Origin of the sequence: Acaryochloris sp. CCMEE 5410, from assembly GCF_000238775.2 — a bacterium.
GTDB lineage: Bacteria > Cyanobacteriota > Cyanobacteriia > Thermosynechococcales > Thermosynechococcaceae > Acaryochloris.
The window spans coordinates 4,362,208-4,379,857 of record NZ_AFEJ02000001.1 but is presented as its reverse complement, the minus strand read 5'-3'; the positions used below and the strand labels follow the sequence as shown (position 1 = coordinate 4,379,857).

The 17,650-nt window shown below is 48.4% G+C and carries 19 protein-coding genes and 1 pseudogene; 11 read left to right on the top strand and 9 right to left on the bottom strand.

Annotated elements, in window-relative coordinates; translation table 11 throughout:
* The first annotated feature begins 9 nt into the window (after positions 1–9).
* Both ON05_RS20185 and ON05_RS20180 read left to right on the top strand, forming a co-directional pair.
* Positions 10–324, top strand: coding sequence for a hypothetical protein (locus ON05_RS20185; RefSeq protein WP_010469692.1), 315 nt, complete (start codon positions 10–12; stop codon positions 322–324).
* A 59-nt stretch (positions 325–383) separates the two neighbouring features.
* Positions 384–1,340 carry a 3'(2'),5'-bisphosphate nucleotidase gene (locus ON05_RS20180; protein WP_029315012.1) on the top strand — a complete coding sequence of 319 codons (957 nt, stop codon included), beginning with the start codon at positions 384–386 and terminating at the stop codon, positions 1,338–1,340.
* A gap of 31 nt (positions 1,341–1,371) precedes the next feature.
* On the opposite strand, the gene ON05_RS20175 is transcribed toward ON05_RS20180, so the two are convergent.
* On the bottom strand, positions 1,372–2,064 hold the full coding sequence (locus ON05_RS20175) for a hypothetical protein (protein WP_010469688.1): 693 nt from the start codon (positions 2,062–2,064) through the stop codon (positions 1,372–1,374).
* A gap of 246 nt (positions 2,065–2,310) precedes the next feature.
* Here ON05_RS20175 and ON05_RS20170 point away from each other — a divergent pair, with 246 nt between their 5' ends.
* Both ON05_RS20170 and ON05_RS20165 read left to right on the top strand, forming a co-directional pair.
* The gene (locus tag ON05_RS20170; protein ID WP_010469686.1) at positions 2,311–3,390 is read left to right on the top strand and encodes a phytoene/squalene synthase family protein; all 1,080 of its coding nucleotides are present in this window, start codon (positions 2,311–2,313) and stop codon (positions 3,388–3,390) included.
* Between the two features lie 297 nt (positions 3,391–3,687).
* Entirely contained in the window at positions 3,688–4,287 is a 600-nt protein-coding gene (locus ON05_RS20165; protein ID WP_010469685.1) for a superoxide dismutase, read from the top strand.
* A gap of 66 nt (positions 4,288–4,353) precedes the next feature.
* On the opposite strand, the gene ON05_RS20160 is transcribed toward ON05_RS20165, so the two are convergent.
* Both ON05_RS20160 and ON05_RS20155 read right to left on the bottom strand, forming a co-directional pair.
* Positions 4,354–4,548 carry a chlorophyll a/b-binding protein gene (locus ON05_RS20160; RefSeq protein ID WP_012164046.1) on the bottom strand — a complete coding sequence of 65 codons (195 nt, stop codon included), beginning with the start codon at positions 4,546–4,548 and terminating at the stop codon, positions 4,354–4,356.
* A 113-nt stretch (positions 4,549–4,661) separates the two neighbouring features.
* The gene (locus tag ON05_RS20155) at positions 4,662–5,711 is read right to left on the bottom strand and encodes a succinate dehydrogenase/fumarate reductase iron-sulfur subunit (protein WP_010469680.1); all 1,050 of its coding nucleotides are present in this window, start codon (positions 5,709–5,711) and stop codon (positions 4,662–4,664) included.
* 534 nt (positions 5,712–6,245) lie between these two features.
* Here ON05_RS20155 and ON05_RS20150 point away from each other — a divergent pair.
* A complete protein-coding gene (locus ON05_RS20150; RefSeq protein ID WP_010469678.1) occupies positions 6,246–6,629 on the top strand; it encodes an AbrB family transcriptional regulator in 384 nt (127 codons plus the stop codon).
* 130 nt (positions 6,630–6,759) lie between these two features.
* Here ON05_RS20150 and ON05_RS20145 read toward each other — a convergent pair whose 3' ends face one another.
* Both ON05_RS20145 and ON05_RS20140 read right to left on the bottom strand, forming a co-directional pair.
* Positions 6,760–8,016: a bifunctional cobalt-precorrin-7 (C(5))-methyltransferase/cobalt-precorrin-6B (C(15))-methyltransferase gene (locus ON05_RS20145; protein WP_010469677.1), complete on the bottom strand. Its 1,257-nt coding sequence runs from the start codon at positions 8,014–8,016 to the stop codon at positions 6,760–6,762.
* Complete coding sequence (locus tag ON05_RS20140; protein ID WP_010469675.1) at positions 8,016–8,636, bottom strand: cobalt-precorrin-8X methylmutase; 621 nt, start codon at positions 8,634–8,636, stop codon at positions 8,016–8,018. The genes ON05_RS20145 and ON05_RS20140 overlap by 1 nt, the downstream gene beginning before the upstream one ends.
* A gap of 191 nt (positions 8,637–8,827) precedes the next feature.
* Here ON05_RS20140 and holA point away from each other — a divergent pair, with 191 nt between their 5' ends.
* From holA to dusA, 6 genes are all read left to right on the top strand, one after another.
* Entirely contained in the window at positions 8,828–9,847 is a 1,020-nt protein-coding gene (gene holA, locus ON05_RS20135) for a DNA polymerase III subunit delta (RefSeq protein WP_010469674.1), read from the top strand.
* 170 nt (positions 9,848–10,017) lie between these two features.
* Complete coding sequence (locus tag ON05_RS20130) at positions 10,018–10,467, top strand: DUF4168 domain-containing protein (RefSeq protein ID WP_010469672.1); 450 nt, start codon at positions 10,018–10,020, stop codon at positions 10,465–10,467.
* A gap of 108 nt (positions 10,468–10,575) precedes the next feature.
* A complete protein-coding gene (locus ON05_RS20125) occupies positions 10,576–11,511 on the top strand; it encodes a glycine betaine ABC transporter substrate-binding protein (RefSeq protein WP_010469670.1) in 936 nt (311 codons plus the stop codon).
* 24 nt (positions 11,512–11,535) lie between these two features.
* Entirely contained in the window at positions 11,536–12,132 is a 597-nt protein-coding gene (locus ON05_RS20120; RefSeq protein WP_010469668.1) for a DUF3038 domain-containing protein, read from the top strand.
* Between the two features lie 57 nt (positions 12,133–12,189).
* Positions 12,190–13,755 (top strand): DUF4335 domain-containing protein, encoded by a 1,566-nt coding sequence (locus tag ON05_RS20115; protein ID WP_010469666.1) that lies wholly within the window; start codon positions 12,190–12,192, stop codon positions 13,753–13,755.
* 10 nt (positions 13,756–13,765) lie between these two features.
* On the top strand, positions 13,766–14,773 hold the full coding sequence (gene dusA / locus ON05_RS20110; protein ID WP_010469664.1) for a tRNA dihydrouridine(20/20a) synthase DusA: 1,008 nt from the start codon (positions 13,766–13,768) through the stop codon (positions 14,771–14,773).
* Positions 14,774–14,794: 21 nt separating this feature from the next.
* Here the strand turns inward: dusA and ON05_RS20105 are convergent, their stop codons facing one another.
* The 4 genes and pseudogenes from ON05_RS20105 to ON05_RS20080 form a co-directional block, all read right to left on the bottom strand.
* Positions 14,795–15,262, bottom strand: coding sequence for a hypothetical protein (locus ON05_RS20105; protein WP_262562045.1), 468 nt, complete (start codon positions 15,260–15,262; stop codon positions 14,795–14,797).
* A 330-nt stretch (positions 15,263–15,592) separates the two neighbouring features.
* Positions 15,593–16,311: pseudogene (locus tag ON05_RS38640) on the bottom strand (2-phosphosulfolactate phosphatase family protein); the annotation flags it as partial.
* A gap of 296 nt (positions 16,312–16,607) precedes the next feature.
* Complete coding sequence (locus tag ON05_RS20085; protein WP_262562043.1) at positions 16,608–16,895, bottom strand: hypothetical protein; 288 nt, start codon at positions 16,893–16,895, stop codon at positions 16,608–16,610.
* Positions 16,865–17,560, bottom strand: a complete 696-nt coding sequence (locus ON05_RS20080; RefSeq protein ID WP_262562041.1) for a hypothetical protein — start codon at positions 17,558–17,560, stop codon at positions 16,865–16,867. Before ON05_RS20080 ends, ON05_RS20085 begins: the two co-directional genes overlap by 31 nt.
* Positions 17,561–17,650 lie beyond the last annotated feature (90 nt).

Here is a 17,650-nt window from a genome sequence, read left to right as displayed (position 1 = left end):
AGATTCAACATGCGAGCACGGCTCGACCAAGATCTGATCATTATTCACAAGGACGACCTACCCAAGTTTAAGAAGGGTGGATCGGTGGTGCGTAACAGCTATTTTTGGGCCATGCGAGCTATTGCTGGCCATGCCCCGCGGTATGGAGATTGGGAATATGAAATGGAAGTCTGGCTAGCCCTGAAGCGAATCTTATTGGCATTTCAAGAGTCGGGCTATTTAGGTTTACGGGAAACCCAGCTCGAGTTTCCACCAGACTTCTACGACATCCCCCCGTTAGTCAAAAGCGTCTCTACCTGGGCTGACCCTCTGTCTTCAGATTGACTGGTTTCACCCTAGCGAATCAGCTATGGTAGACATTGCCCTGTTGACGCCACATGATTATGCCCTACGAATCTGAGAGAAATATCGCCATCCAAGCTGTACAAGCGGCAGCCCAACTTTGCGAACAAGTGCGGCGCGAAATTGTCCCAGAAGCCATTGAGAAGAAAGATAAAAGCCCGGTAACCGTGGCTGACTTTGGCGCTCAAGCTCTAATTTGTCGAGCTTTATCTACAGCTTTTCCTCAAGATCCCGTGGTGGGTGAAGAGGATGCCGCAGACTTACGAACCCCGGAGATGGCTGAGCGATTGGCCCAGGTCACTCAATATGTGCAGGCCATTGTTCCCGATGCCACGTCTGATCAAGTCACTGGCTGGATTGACCATGGTAACGGTCAGGTGGGATCACGCTACTGGACTTTAGATCCCATTGACGGCACCAAAGGGTTCCTGCGTGGAGATCAATATGCCATTGCCTTAGCCTTAATTGAAAATGGCGAAATTAAAGTCGGCGTTTTGGGCTGTCCAGCCCTCTCTTTTACAGAGGGTCAAACGGGTCTCATGGGCGTTGCCGTGCGCGGAGCCGGCGCAACCCTATCTCCTTTAGCAGGGGGAGCCCCTCAATCTATAAAAGTCGTCTCTGCGGATCAATCTGACCATCTCCGCTTTGTAGAAAGCGTAGAATCCGGCCATGGCGATCAGTCCCGCCAAGCCGCGGTTGCCAAAGCTGCAGGTATTACCCAAGACTCCTTACGAATGGATAGCCAAGCCAAATATATGGCGGTTGCCGCTGGAGAAGCCGCCCTCTATTTGCGGCTCCCCTCTCCCAAAACCCCGGATTATCGCGAGAAGATTTGGGACCACGCCGCCGGGGTGATCTTAGTGGAAGAAGCAGGCGGTCGAGTCACGGATATCGCCGGTCGATCCCTCGATTTCTCCATCGGCGCAAAACTGGTGAATAACCAAGGGGTCGTCGTCAGCAATGGCAGTATCCATGATCCAGTGCTAGCCGCTCTGTAAAACCTCCAGACCAACAATATCGAGACAAAATTCAGGGTTTAAACAGCTGAGTGGTGATTTGCTCCAGCTGTTGAAGCCCTTTGAGAGATCCTCGAATCAGTCGCAGGGCGGGCAGTGGCTGCCGCAGCATTCCCATAGCCATGGGCAAGGTTTGGAGGCGACCTTCTGGGCTAATCGCCCCATTCAAATCTGGTAAATCATGGTGAACATCGTCGCTCATTACCCGGACAATGCCTAGGGAGATCGGGGTAGATTTCAACCCCGACAACAGCGCAAACCCTTCCATATCCACGACATCCGCTTGATAGGTCTGGGCGAGCTGTCGCTTTTCTGTAGCGGTATGAATGATGCGATCGCAACTCACCCCCGTGACAGGTATCACAGTCTCCGAGAGCCGCTGGGATAGACTCAGAAAGATCTGTTGATCACAAGTCATTGGAACGTCTCCCCCTTGGGTACCGTCAACACAAGTCTGGTAGATCACCCCATCACCCACCGAGAGTTGAGGGGTCAAACTACCGCCTAAGCCCATGAGTAAGGCATTAAGAGAAGTCTTCCCAGGAGACGGCTGCAGCCACTTTTGGAGAAACTGGGTCACCCCCTGGGGACCCACGGGAATGGGCACAACCGTTGCAGCGTTATAGCCTGCAATTTGTAAGCCCTTACAGACCGACCGATATTCTGCTCCTTGGGGCACAAACACAAGATCAATCTGAGGTGGCATGGTGATTAGTCTCCAGTTGTGGAATAAAGAAAGTCTGAATAGGCCACGGTTTCAGGCCTTCACGATTCAAAGGACAGATCTTAAACTCTCACACTACTTCTGTAATTTGAGAGTTCCGTATGCTATGTTCACTCGGAGACAGGTATACATACTCATTCAGCAATGAGTGATGCTGTCCTTAAAGACCTCTGTGGCCGTGGTGTGATTTGCATTTTGAGTGTTGGTTTAAAGCAGGAGTGAACGATTATGGTACAAATGGCCCTGGAGTCTCCCACCGATCATCGGCAAGTTGAACGCTTTTGCCAAGAAATATTGCCACAAGTCTCTCGCACCTTTGCCTTAAGTATTCGGTTTTTACCGGGCAACTTAGGGCGTGCCGTCCTCTGTGGCTACCTGCTGGCTAGAATTGCAGACACCATCGAAGATGATCCCGTCGCCACGGTAGAATCCAAAATCAGACTCTTGGACAAATTTTTGGTCTGCTTTGATGAGCCAGCCCAGGCCGATATGTTCCCCCAAATCGTCGGCACCCTAGAAGGGGAAGCGGCCCATCTCCATTTGGTTGAAAATACCCATCTTGTTTTTGCCCTGTTTCGTAGTTTACCGGCCAAATCACAACAGACCCTACAGCATTGGATTACAGAAATGGTGCAGGGGATGCAAAAGTTTGTCAAACTCCATGCCCAAGGCATCCGCATTAAGACCCTAGAAGAATATCAGGAATATTGTTACTACGTCGCCGGTACCGTCGGCTATCTGCTCACGGACTTATGGTTTGAGCATTCTCCCAGCGTTGATTTTGCCACTTACCATACTCTGCGGCAGACCTGTGCCGCCTTCGGTGAAGGGTTACAAACCGTCAATATTCTCAAGGATATTGCTTGGGATGCTGAACATGAGAACTCCATCTATGTCCCCCAGGATGCGTTAGAAACCCATGGCAGCAGTCATGAAAAACTGTTGGATCCAGAATTTCTTGCCCAGAATCATGCAGCCATCAAATCTTTGGTAGAACTGGCCTGGTCCGATCTAGATAAAGCAGCCCAATATTTGATGGAGGTTCCTCGGTCTGCCATCCCTATTCGGCTTTTTTGCATCTTACCTCTGGTGTTTGCCTATGCGACCCTGCGGGATATCACCGGATCAACCGCAATGCTCAAGTCCGGCGGGAATATTAAAATTTCCAGGGCAGAGGTCAAGTCTTTAATTATGGTGGGTCCCTTCACCGTATTAAGCAACTTCACTATCCGTCGCCTGATTGACCAAGTCCGCCAGCAACCCTTTCTATGGGGTAATAAGAACACTTCATTCAAGAAAGTGGCCTAGGACTTCCCCAGTTATTGGCAACTGTAGCGCCCAGATAAATTATTAAAGACCTCTGGTTAGGTCAAGGATCCGTAACTAGTAAACATTTTCTAGCTACGTTGCGGACACCCCCCTATCCCCACCTCAAGATAGACCTAGAAGACTGAGGATGAGTGATAGGATAATTTGGCGATCTTTGAGAGAACACAGACTATACAGCTGTTACAGCCGTATAGTCCCATCGAATTAGAGTCGTTTTCAGATCACCACGATCTTGAAAAGGCTCATTTACCCTATTGTCACGAGAGGATGAACTGCATGGTTTACCAACTACCTGACCTGCCGTACGATTACAACGCTTTAGAGCCCCATATTTCTGCCCGAACCCTAGAGTTTCACCATGACAAACACCATGCAGCATATGTGACCAAGTGTAATGGCATGACCAAGGATACTCCGATGGATGACATGTCCATTGAGGAAGTCATTCAGTCTGCCTACAAGGATGCTGCCAAAGCCGGTCTCTTTAACAATGCAGCCCAAGCTTGGAACCACAGCTTTTATTGGAACTCCATGAAGCCCGGCGGCGGTGGTCTGCCCGGTGGTGCATTAGCGGCCCAAATCAATACAGATTTTGGCAACTACGATAACTTTAAGGCTGCTTTTAAGGAAGCTGGCGCAACTCAGTTTGGCAGTGGCTGGGCTTGGCTCGTCCTGGAGAATGGCAAGCTAAAAATTACTAAAACGCCCAATGCTGAAAATCCTTTGGTCTATGGGCAAACCCCTTTGCTGACGATGGATGTTTGGGAGCATGCCTATTATCTAGATTTCCAAAACAGCCGTCCTGGCTATATTGACACCTTTTTATCTAGCTTGGTCAACTGGGACTTTGCCGCCCAAAACTTTGGAGCTGCCTAATCCAAGGATGCGGTAGACCGATCTCTATTTAGAATCAAAAGAGGCGCTTTGCAGCGCCTCTTTTGATTAGCGCAATCCCACCCAAGTAAAGAAATCTTGGCGGGTCACTAGTTCTAATAAAAGAAGCACCATAAACCCCACCATGGCAAAGCGACCATTAATCCGCTCTGCATAATCCGTCCACCCAAACCCAGGTTCAGGGACGGTCTCTAGCTCTGTTGAGGGGGTTTGATCCGGTTCAGGGACGTTTGATGAACTCATAAACAAAGCAGCAAAGGACTTCAGGATCTTAACGGAATTCCTTTGGGATCGCACTGAAGAAACCCTAGCAATCTGTATCTATCCCCCCTGCCCGATTCCGACTTCATTCAGAATTAGCGCGTTGACTCGCTCTGAGAAGCCGCCTTAGACTGCCGCTTTTTAACGGCCTCAATCAGCCCTCGCACTTCATCTGTCCCGGTTGAAGCATCAAATTTAATCGGCAGTTTTTGGCGCCGGAGCATTTGTCCCGCCAAAGGCACCAGACTGAAAAGCCCTGGCAGATCTTTAAAGTTATTGCCCACCACTTTCAACCCAAATTTCCGTTCATCAATCCAGCCCCCCTCTTGGACTAAATCCACCAAGACCCTCCGATGGCGCAGGGGGCGACTGTCAGGAAGCGTTGGGTTCGCCAGGACCTGAGATTTGATTTTACTGATCTGATCCAGGGGAGCCACACCCATCGGGCATACCGTATTGCAATTAAAACAACGGGTACACCCCCAGACCCCTTGGATATCCTGGTTATATTGTTCAAGGCGATGTTCCGTCGCTTGATCACGAGTATCGGCTAATAATCGGTGGGCTTTTGCCAAAGCATGGGGACCCACAAAAGACCCATTTGCCGGGAGGGCATTACAGTCCGAATAACAAGCCCCACATAAAATACAATTCCCCATTTGATCAAGCTTGCTGCGATCTTCTGGAGACTGGAGAAACTCCCGCTCAGGGACTTGTCGGCTGGAAGAACTGACATAAGGTTCAACCTGGTCCAAATTTTGCCAAAACTGATTCATGTCCACAACCAAGTCTTTAATGACTGGCATATTCCCCATGGGCGCAATTTCTATCACGGGAATTGAGTCTGGATTTTCTCGATCTGAGTCGGCTCCGTTCTGTTGATTCCAGGCTGAATAAGAACGGGCTAATTCTGCTTTCACGTTCTGTTGACAGGCCAAAGCCGCCCGATGATTAATCCGCATACTGCAGCTACCACAAATGGTATTGCGACAGTTTTTTCGAAAAGCTAGAGACCCATCCTGCTGCCATTTAATCAAATTCAAACAGTCCAGAATCGTGGTACTCGGGTCTACATCCAATGAATACGTCTGGACTTTAACTGCACTTTGTCGCTGTTGACGGGATATTTTGAACAGAACTTGCATGATTTCATGCCTAAGAACTTTGAGAGATTATCAATTTTTCTGTTATATTTGTCGAGTTTTCTGGAAAGTCTAAAGAAAGATTACCTTTAGTAAAGGTATACGGACAACTATGCAGGCATATTATTATTACGATCAATGTATCACAGGTAAATAATCTCTATGGAAGTCTCCATATTATTGTTCTACCTTTGTACAAGTTCGAGAGAATTTAGTAGGTCTTAGAGAGATGCCGACTTTCTCTAACCTAAAAAATAGGTTTAGCAAACCCTTTTACTAAATAAGAGCAGCAAATTCTTGCCTCTCTACAGGAAAGACGATATATCCTCGACCGATCTTTCATCGATAAAAATTAGTTGCTAATTAAAAAGAAACCGTTAGAATAATATTTAGAAAGCAATTCGTTTTCTTTTTGCTACAATTGCAATAGTTTAAATAAGGTCTAGTTGTTGGAATTCATCATCCAGCTTTAAAGATCTCCCCTAAGCAGAAATGCTTCTGTTTCTCTACACGTTGATTGCAAGGATATTTTTGTAGATGGCAACCGATACCGAAACAACGCCTTTGACTGGCAAAGCACTCTTGCAAAAAGTTAAAGAACTTCAGCACTTGTCTCGCCGTGAAAAGGCTAAACGATGCGGATATTATTCGATTACAAAGAATAAGCAAACCCGCGTTAATCTCGGCGAATTTCTCAATGCCGTTATTGAAGCAAGAGGGATTGATCTCAATCCTGATGGCTCTAAAGATGGGCGTGGACGGGAACCGACGTATCGGGTTAGTGTGCATAAGAATGGTCAAATTGTAATTGGCTCCACCTATACCCAAGCCATGGGATTAAAACCTGGCGATGAGTTTTCAATTAAGTTGGGATATAAGCATATTCATCTCATTCAAGTCGATGAAGATGAAGATGTATAAGGCTTGCCTCTAAGTCTTAGGGTTTGCTCCTATTTCCTTATTAGCTGAAATTCGGCATAAACATCAAACGACTTCAGAGTCTAATGTATTTCTCATAAATGCATTATTTAACAGAAGCTCTATCTAAACTCTAGTTAGGGTTTCTGCTGGCTCTGATCAACATAACTGGGTTTAATGGAGTTAATCGAGTCATGGATGCAACGGGAACAGAACGTGATAGTTGAATTTGCAGATGTTCTACTACCCAATTAGGTTTATCAAACCACTGGGTAGCAATATAAAAATTTTCTAAGGTTGCCAGGCTCAAGACGATGACACCTGATAGGTCAAGTCGCATTTGGCAATAATTTAAGATCTCCTGAAGATGCCCTCCACTTCCTCCAATAAATATTCGGTGGGGGTCAGGCAAATTATTTAATGCGGTGGGGGCTTCGCCCAAAACGATATGAACATTGTTCACCTGAAAATGCTGACAATTTTGGTGGATGAGCTGGGTCCCTAAAGCTGTTTTTTCAACGGCATAAACTTGGGAACCGGGGACTATGCGAGCGGTTTCAATCGCAACTGAGCCAGTACCCGATCCAATATCCCAAATTATTTGATGGTCTTGCAGCTGTAATTCAGCCAATGCCAGAATACGAATTTCTCGCTTGGTCATTAACCCAGGACGATCAGCAAAGCTATAAAAAGCCTGATCAGGAAGTCCAAGAACCGGTAAAGAGGCAAGATCAGATTTTTCTTGTTTTTCTAGGCTATGGCGTAGTAAAACGACAACATTGAGAGCTGAGAATTGTCGATTGAGTAGCGTCTTGGGTTCAAATTTTTGAACGCGCTCATCTGAGCCTTCTAGATTTTCACACACCCAAAATTCATAGTGGATGGGTAGATTTAAACTGAGGAATAATTTTGCGATCGCAGCAGGCGTATTGTTATGGTCCGTCAACACTGCAATTTTTCTCACTCCCTTTTGCCATGCTGTAACCAAGGAAGATAGAGAACGGCCATGAACACTAATCACCTCAGCATCTTGCCAAGGCACCTTGAGGCGGTTAAAAGCAATTTGGACAGAACTGAGATAGGGATGAAAGCACAATAGATCAGCCGCAAAAGTTTGTAGCAATAGACGGCCAAACCCGAAAAATAGCGGATCTCCAGACGTTATCACGACCACGAGTGGGTTGGGAGACTGATCTAAATGCTGTTGAATCGCCTTTAAACCTTGAGCAAAATTCGTCAGGGTAATGCGTTTTCCTGGATGCAATGGAAAGTATTGGAGATGTCGTTCGCTGCCGACTAAGACAGTGGCTTGATCAATCAGCATATGGAGGTGGGACTGCAACCCTGATCCACCGGTCAGCCCGATCCCAATAACATGAATGGGAGTCATCAGTATGTATTCCTTTGTTGCCAAGCCAGCGTCAATAGTGCATTCGTAATTGCCGCCGCTACAGGCGATCCCCCTTTGCGCCCCTCCGTTCGAATATGGGGTATTCCAGACTGAGCCAAAGCAGATTTGGCTTCAAGGACACCAATAAAGCCAACGGGTACACCAATAATCAGAGATGGCGGCTTAGGTACATGAGCAATCTGTCGACAGAGGGCGGATAAGGCCGTTGGCGCATTACCAATCACATAAATAGCCTGGGGGTGAACTTGCAGACATTGAAGCATGCCTGTTTCAGTCCGAGTTTGCCCCAAGGGAGGAGATTGACAGGCATCGACAGCCGTGACAATCGGATTTTGAAAAGTTTGTTGGACGACCGTTTGAATCCCCATAGAAACCATCTTCACATCGGTAACAATGGGGGTACCTGCGGCTAAGGCTGCGGTAGCCTCAGCCACCACATCGGGGCTAAAGCGTAACAGCTCTCGAAACTCAAAATCAGCCGTACTATGGATGACACGGCGCAAGACTGCATATTGCTGATCAGAAAAATGATGCGAGCCAATTTCCCGATCGATGGTCGCAAAGCTCTGCTGCAAAATCGGATGAAGAATAAGCGTCATGTCACAACGACATCAAGGACCAATACCTTACTCTACTGCTATTCTCCACCCGTCCATCTACAAAGATTGTGAGGGAGACTCCAGTTCTCAGATGGCTGTCGACTCGCCCAAAAAGGGCATCTTAACTAAACCACAAGGTCGCTTTGTTGCCCTAACACTATTCATAATGTGAGTAGTCACACCAGATTACTATGCCCGTTTATCTCTTCTGGGGAGAAGATACTTATCGCTTATCGAAAGCAGTTCAGGCCCTTCATCAAGAGGTCTTAGATCCAGAGTGGCAAAGCTTCAACCTGGATAAAATAGATGTCGCTTCTGGATCCGATGGCACCGCATCGGTGATTCAAGGTCTGAATCAAGTGATGACGCCACCGTTTGGCGTAGGGCATCGTTTGGTCTGGTTAACGAATCCCTTAGTAGGAGCCACAGCCGATCTGCTACCCGAATTTGAACGCACCCTTCCCGATCTACCCCCCACATCCCACTTGTTATTAACTCAAACCACCAAACCAGATGGTCGTAGCAAGCTGACAAAATTATTACAAAAACAGGCTCAAGTGACTGAGTTTGCCCTCATTCCTCCTTGGAAGACCGCCCAGATTTTGCAAATGGTCAAACGGGCAGCCCATGATTTGGAGGTTCCGTTAACCCAAGCGGCTGGAGAACATCTTGCCGATGCAGTGGGTAACGATACCCGTCGTCTCTATGGAGAGCTAGAGAAATTAAAGCTATATTCCTTATCTTCAGATGCCCAAAACAAAACCAAACGGATCGGTCTAGAGATCGTTCAGCATTTAGTCTCCTCCACGACTCAAAACAGTTTGCAGTTAGCTGAAACCATTCGCCAAGGGCAAACCGATCAGGCCTTGGGATTAGTCGCTGAGTTACTGAACTTGAATGAACCTGGCTTAAAAATTGTCGCGACCTTGATACGGCAATTTCGGACTTGGCTATGGGTCAAACTGATGGTGGTCTCGGGCGAACAGGACGAACGGGTCATTGCTCGCGCTGCAGAAGTGGGTAATCCCAAACGCATCTATTTTCTCAAACAAGCCGTCCAAACCGTGACATGTCAGCAACTTCGTCAATCCCTATCTTGTCTCTTAGATTTGGAAGTTGCCCTGAAGCAAGGCGAAGCCCCCCGCTCAACTTTAATCACCACTGTGGTTGAGATGAGTCACATTTGCCAAGCTAATCCAATCTTGTCTTAAGACCATCAGGGGGAGAGGAATCGAATCCCTGCAGTTTACTTCAATCGATCTGTAATTCCACCAATGTTGGAACTTCCCCAGAAAAAATGATTCAAGATAGTTATACCGACACTACTTCAAGTTTGTTGGGATTATTAGGGTTTATGTCAACATTTACACGGCAAACATACATGTTCAAACCTCTTATCAACACCCGTTTGGGGTGGGTGTTGCTTTTAACATCGTGCAGTTGGTTGAGTGGTTTGGCACCCGGTCTTTCAAATAATTTATCGACCCTCACCTGGGCCTCCCATGCCGCCGCCCAGAGTCAGCCCAAGTACAAGAAACTTTTAGGGAATTATGCAGAGGCAATTCTCCAAATGGAACCCTTGAGGTTGCAATCCTACCAGCAAGTGCAACAAATCATGGGCGGAGCTTTGCCCAAAAATATTTGTAAGAAATCTGATTTAGTGGCACCGGTCAATAATATTTGCGATCGCTTTTTCAATGAGTCTGCAGAAATTATCCGTAACAATGGTTTATCTTTAACCGACTTCAATGCCATCACCGAAGAAGTTCGCAAGAATAAATCCCTCAAAAATCAATTAGATGAAGAACTGATCCGCCGCAAAGGTAACTAGTTCCCTCTGGCCTGACGATCAATCTCTCCCAGCCTGGCGCTTGCCTCAGTCTCGGAAGGTGGAATAATAGCAACACATGTTGGTTGAAGGTAAAGGGTAATCTCGCAATTGGTTAAATTATCTCAGACACCTTGGGAGCGGTTCGTATCTTTAGTTGCGATCTCAGTCCTCACTTGTTTCACCGTCGTCGCTTGCCAGGTCGGCAGTGGCGACCAAGCCACCGATAATGTCATTCGCGTGGGGTCTAAAGACTTTACAGAGCAATTTATTTTAGGTGAGCTCTATGCCCAACTCCTGGAAGACCAAGATTTAGCAGTCGAACGGAAATTCAACCTAGGGGGTGCTCCTATTGCCCAAGCCGGACTCGTCAAGGGCGATATCGACCTCTATCCGGAATACACGGGCACAGCCTTATTGACCATTTTGAAAGAGCCTAGCAACACTAACCCCCAACAGGTGTTTGATACGGTTGCAAAAGCCTACGAGAACAACTTCAACTTGGTGTGGCTCAATCCTGCTCCCATGAACAACACCCAGGCGTTAGTCGTGACCACCGACACCGCAAAAAAATATCAACTAGAAACCATTTCTGACTTTGCCAAACAAGCCCAGAAATTACGAATGATCGGCCCGCCCGAATTTGAAGCGCGGGAAGATGGCTTACCCGGACTTCAATCTGCTTACGGCGCATTCAAACTCAAAGATTATATCGCCACGGATCCAGGCTTACGCTATCAAGCATTGCAATCAGGCCAAGCAGAAATTGCCGTTGGTTTTGGCACGGATGGGGAAATTGATGCCCTCAATTTGGTGGTTTTAAAAGATGATCAAGGCTTGTTCCCGCCTTACCAAGTGGCACCTGTCGTCCGGCAGCCCGTCTTAGAGGCCTATGCTAAAGTCAAAGGTACCCTCAATGCCCTCGCCCCCAAGTTAACGGACGAAACCATGCGTCGTCTGAACTATGAGGTAAGCGGCAACCGCCAAGAACCCCGAACCGTGGCCCAACAGTTCCTTCAAGAGACAGGACTTATCTCTCCGACCTAAGCTGGTTTAGGCTCTGTGTTAGACATGGACATTTCCCTTCACAATCCAGCATCGGATCAAGGCAAGCTTGTCGCCTTCCCCCTCACAGAAACGGCTCAGCCTGATCGGTCTCAACTTGACAATATTAAAGCCCAGTTAGATCTAGTGCTGCTAGCCCTAGAAGCCCTGGTAGGTATTGGCTCTGAAGCTGTCCTCCAAGCTGCGGCCGATCTCAACCTGCAGGATGTCGTCAGCGATCGAGTGTCCCTATGGCGTCTGAGGCAGTCTAATCCTCTCCGCCGAGGTACTGGCGGACGCAAAAAACTGGATATCGAAGAAGCCCGGTCTCTTGTAATGATCAGCTGTCACCTTGCCCACCAACATCAAAACCTCATCCGAGAAGCTGTGGAATTATTAGAGTCCGTGGCAGAAACCGAGCAACCGTTTCATCAGGTCGCTTTGTTGGGAGATTACTTAGATAACTTCACCAACACTTACCAAGACCGGATGACGGAAGATACTTTATCCGTCGATGCCCTGACCGATCTGGCCTTAAAGTTACTCATAGATTTGTTATTCTATAGCAACAACCAGGGGCCACGGCGGTTGTGGATGGCCCTGCTTGATCGGGCAAATCATTAGAAAGATAACCTCTGCAGTTGCTTTCTAGCAATTGGCCACCCGTCTTTATATAAAGCAATGCCTTCTATTTCTCGGCAATATCACCCTCAAAGCTGCAGTTTAGAAATTACTGCACAAACCTCACCCTTATCCCGGTGGGCCAAACGACCGATTCTGAAATCCGTCAATTTTTTGCTAAGTTTTCGAGGGCTATCGGGCCAAAATCATGAACCCATAGAAGTGAGAGGAAACCATGAACAGCTCCAGCTTCTCTCAGAAACCGTCACTCATTATGTCCAGAATAGATTAGGGCAATCCTTAGTCACATCTCCTACCCATCCTATTTCAGACTCAGAACAAGAGGCTGAACCTCAACCCAATACTGCCTCGCGACTCTATTTGCACCCACGTAGTTTGGTCACTCATGATCTAGTTCTAGGGCCACTCGCAACCAACGCTCACCATCAAAGAATTTCTCTGAAAGCCTCACAACTGTTTGATTTAGTCTCGGCCTTAGATGACTGTACCGCCGAATTAGAAGTCCTCCCGATCTCAACACCTAGCCAACGACCTGCAATACCCTTATGGGCAAGCAGTGCAGCCGTTCTCGTTGTCATGCTGGGAGTCTCTACGGCGACGTTACAACTAACCCAACAGCAGCCCGAATCCAAGCGGGACTGGGTAACTTCATCCGACAAACCTAGCACCAACGCCCCTACCCTGTCTGCGGATGAAGCGGAAGGGATTGCCGCCCTACCCAAGGACAGCACAAAGAGAAAGCCTCAACCCCCACCTACTATTGCCTCGCAACCGTCTAGCTCTCCTATCCCGGAGATATCTCCTTCTACAGGTGTAGCCCCAAGCAACCTTGACAGTTCAGCGCAACGACAACAACCTTCGCCGTCCGTGATCGCCAGGGCACCTCGATCAGAGACCTTGTCTCCAGCTCTCCCCGCCACACCAAAGACACAAAAGCCACCCCCTATCTCTGCCCAGAACCAACAGATACCTCAACAGTCTCCATCGCCCCAGAAAGAAATCTTAGACGAGCAGAAAGCACCAGCGCCAGTCGCGAGCGCCCCCGCTCAAACCGCAAAATCTGTGCCTCAAGCCAAGACCTCGCCCCCCCCTGCGCCTCAAGCTAAAACTTCACACCCCCCTGCAGTGGCAGCACCAGCCCCTGCAGCTGAACCCGCACCAGCAAGCACCGCTGACACAATCAATGCAGAATCAGGTTTACTTGAAACAGACAACCTAAGTCGCAACCGTCGAGTACCAGAAGATCGCACCCTCAATTCATTCGGTCGACAAGCACCGGGAAATACCGAAGCTGCATTCATTCCCTCTACATCCGTTCCTGCCCAAAATCTTCGCCAATATTTCAAACCGCGTTGGCAAGTTCCCCCAGGCTTAACTCAGCCATTGCCCTATCAGCTCACCTTGAAGGCCAATGGCTCTCTTAAACAGGTAACTCCTTTAAACAACCTTGCCATTCAATATTTAGACAAAGTTCCGTTGCCTGCGGTGAATCAGCCGTTTATTGCCCCCCTACAACCATCCCAATCACTCCAAATTCAGCTCATCCTCAACCCAGATGGCACCGTGCAAATATTGGAGGATGTAGCTGGAGGCAAAGCTCCCTAAACTGATCAATATGGCATTCTCATCCCCTTCTGAACGTCATTATCCCGTCAGTGTCGCTCCCATGATGGATCGGACGGATCGGCATTTCCGTTACTTTATGCGGCAAATCACCCAACGGACTTTGCTCTATACAGAGATGGTGACGAGTGCTGCGATTTTAAATGGCGACCGCCATCATTTACTCGATTTTTCTCCCATTGAAAAACCCTTGGTCTTGCAAGTCGGCGGCGATAATCCCCAAGATTTAGCTGAATGTGCTCGTATTGCAACAGACTGGGGATATGACGAAATTAATTTAAATGTGGGCTGTCCCAGTAGTCGAGTTCAAAACGGTCATTTTGGGGCTTGTTTGATGGCCCAGCCGGATCGGGTAGCAGCCTGCGTGGAAGCCATGATGCAGGCAACTCACCTACCTGTCTCCGTCAAGCATCGCATTGGGATTGATGATTGCGATCGCTATGAAGATATGGCCCACTTTGTCCAGACGGTTGCTGCGTCAGGCTGTCAAATCTTTAATGTTCATGCCCGCAAAGCTTGGCTAAAAGGCTTAAGTCCTAAGGAAAACCGTGATATCCCACCTTTACGTTACGAAGATGTTTATCGATTAAAACAAAACCTTTCTCATCTCTGGATTGAAATTAACGGTGGATTCACCCAGTTATTCCAGGTGCACAATCAATTACCAAAAGTAGACGCAGTCATGATTGGTCGGGCTGCCTATGATAATCCTTACCTATTTGCAACAGTCGATCGCGACTTTTATCACGAAGACCGTTCTGCCCCTTCTAGACACAAAGTTGCACAAGCCATGATGGACTATTTAGAGGAATGGAAAATGAAAGGGCTATTAAAACCCCACTCCATTACCCGCCATATGCTGCAATTATTTTCAGGTCAACCTGGTAGCCGGGCTTGGAAGCGGCTATTAACGGAACAAGGGTGCCGCCCGGATGCAGGCCCAGATATTATTCATCAAGCATTAGAAAAAGTTTTAGCTATACCAGGATTGACCCAGTAAACCACAATATGAGCTGGTAATTTACTTTTCTTTTTTCCCGGGGACACGCTCATAGCCAGGCTTCGGCTTCGTCATTTTGGCCCATAACCCCTTAACATCATTAAGCATCGCTTCTCCCTTCTCCGCGACTTCCTTAGAGTCAACCTTGGGCGTCTTAGGTGCTGATGATTCCGCCTTAGGGCTGTCTGTCTTCGACTTCTCTACCTTGGACTCAGACGCTACCGGTGCATCGCCTTTAGACGCAGATGCTGACTCCTTCGGCTGATCTTCACTTCCCTTCGGCTCCACCTTCACAGCAGAAGTCGATTTCTCCCCTACATCCTTCACCTCTACCTTCGATGGTGTCGATGGCGCTGTGGACGCAGCTTTAGGAGCGGGGGTGGACGTTCCTTTAGACCCTGACTCTGGCTTCACTTTGGACTCAGCGGCCTGAGCAGAAGGTTTGCTCTCTGATTTCGCTTGAGGCTTGGCTTCTACCTTGGGCTTCACCTCTGTCTTCGCCTTAGGGGGGCAGCTACTTTGGGAGCCCAGCGGTTAGAGACTTCGCGGCAGGTCCTTTGGCTTTCGGCTTCGCCTCGGCTTTGGGAGCTGGCTTATCTTTGCCTTTGGCTTTGACCTCTGCTTTTGGTGTCTCAACTTCTCGTCTACTTTGGCTGCTGCTTTCTTCGATTTCGTTGGCTTCTTCGCTTCTGCTTTTGCTTCCGGTGCAGGGGCTTCTACGTCTGGATTAGCGACGGCTGGGATGTTGACGGGCTTGCGACCCATGAGGCGACCTAAGAACTCACAGGTCTTCTCAATCACGCCTGGCTTGCGTTGAACAAAGATGCCTAATCCTTTTTGAATTGGTAAGGTATCCAATACGTCTAGCTGGGAGCAATAAGCAACGTCGGCTTTACCCCGCATCTTTAATAACCGCTGACCATGACTGGCACTGGTCAATAATTCGGGCAACTGGTCTTGCCATTGACGAAATAAGGAAACGGCGGCGATGGCTTCGTCATTCCCGGCTAGTTTACTGAGGGGGTCTTGCCTACGGCTAAGATGCCATCAATAATCGCACCGGCACAGACGGTATCTTCTAGGGAATAGCTGCCTTCCCAACCAGAACCCACGAGCCAAACGGTCCCAGGACGCTTGGTGGCGAGATAGTTCACGACGGCTTGACGGTTGGTCAAGGAGGCCATGATCACTTTGGAGGCGTTCCGGACGCTCTCGGAACAGCGGGTCCCGTTGGTTGTACTTAAAATAATCGACGGCCTTCGGTGTTCTCGGGGTAAAGGCTAAGGGGGAGTTCCCAAATTCACAGGCTTTGACTTTCCGGCCGCCTCGTTCACCTGCCCGAATCCGTTTGTCTTCCTCTACTGTTTCGCTGGCTTCTAATAATGGTTCAATATCACTAAAACTTGGACGGCTGATGCGCCTGCGTTGATGGCCGCTGCGATGGTGCTGCTGGCGCGCAATACGTCGATAACGACGGCACAGCCGGGGAGACGATTATTGGGAATCTCTTCAGGGGTATGGTAAACGAATAATTTCACGGGATAAGATGACCTATATCGTTATTTTCTATCGAGTTCTATTTTATGGGGCTTTGTTGCCACTTCTGCACGGTTTTTTCCTTTCTACAAAGCCTCTTCATACCAAAGGGCAAGCAGGATGTCCTGCTTGCCCTTGATGACTGACTTTATGGTCTGTTGGTACTTTGACCAGTGCGTCAGGGGGCTTTATTTGGTCAGAGCGTGGAGTCTTTCACCGCGCAGTCCATGCCAAAGGCCGCCACCTAACATCCAAACTAGACCCAGGATGAGCTGAAGGGTGGCAGCACCTGTCCGATCTACGCCATGGAAGATGGGGGATAGGCCACATCACAGTAGCGGATGAATAGGGAGGAGCTAATGCCCATGAAACCTACGGCTGCAACACTCCATGACAGAATGATTTCACCGTTCAGAATCCCTTCAGAAATGGTCCAGCCTCCATTGGCGGGAGAGTAAACAGGACGCTTGTTGAAGATGGGGGTAGGCTTGCGATAAAGAATATGGAAGGCTGCACCCAATAGGTCAATCACACCAATCAAGAAGTGGCCGCCAATCACGTCTTCCATGTTGTCGACTGCTGCCATTCCAGCACCGCTCCAACCGTTGGGGGTAAATCCGAAAAGGTAGCCCAAAGGGTTACAGGATTTAAGTTAGGACTGATTTGGTGCACGGTGTCTGTGTTGATGTCATACATGCCGGTGCCATAGGCAGCGTTGACGGCAAATATTAGACAGGCCACGCTGATGAAGACGAGGTGATGACCAATGATGGTAGAGAGGCTCTCAAAGTTGTCCCACTCATACCGGAAGGCAGCTGCATAGCTCTCGTCAGGAGCATCGTTCAGGTCTGCTTCTCCTCGGAAGGTGTGGAATAACCCGGCTGCGCAACATACGGCTGCTATGAAAAAGTGCAGGACTCCAATGACGAAGAACGGGTAGGTGTCAACGACTTCGCCACCTGCTCCAATGCCAACACCAAGAGCGGCTAGGTGGGGCATGAAGATCATCCCTTGATCTGGCAGGGAGACTCCCGGCTGATAACGGGCTACTTCTTGAACGATGAAGGCGCCTGGAACGACGCTCATTAAGGCGGCATGGCATAGGTGAGCACCCAAAAGCATACCGGATAGGTCGGTCATCCGAACGTTGCCGGCCCACCATTCGTTCTCAAAGTTGCTTAATACGGATGTCGGTAATTCAGTTTGGACGGCTACCTTGCCGCCTCTTCTTCCTCGTACAGATGCGGTCACAACTGTTTTCCTCTTTTGTATCGGTTAACTGAAAAATTCAAAAACTGCTGGTGTAACGATAAAACCGTTTATTTTGAAGCAATCAACATA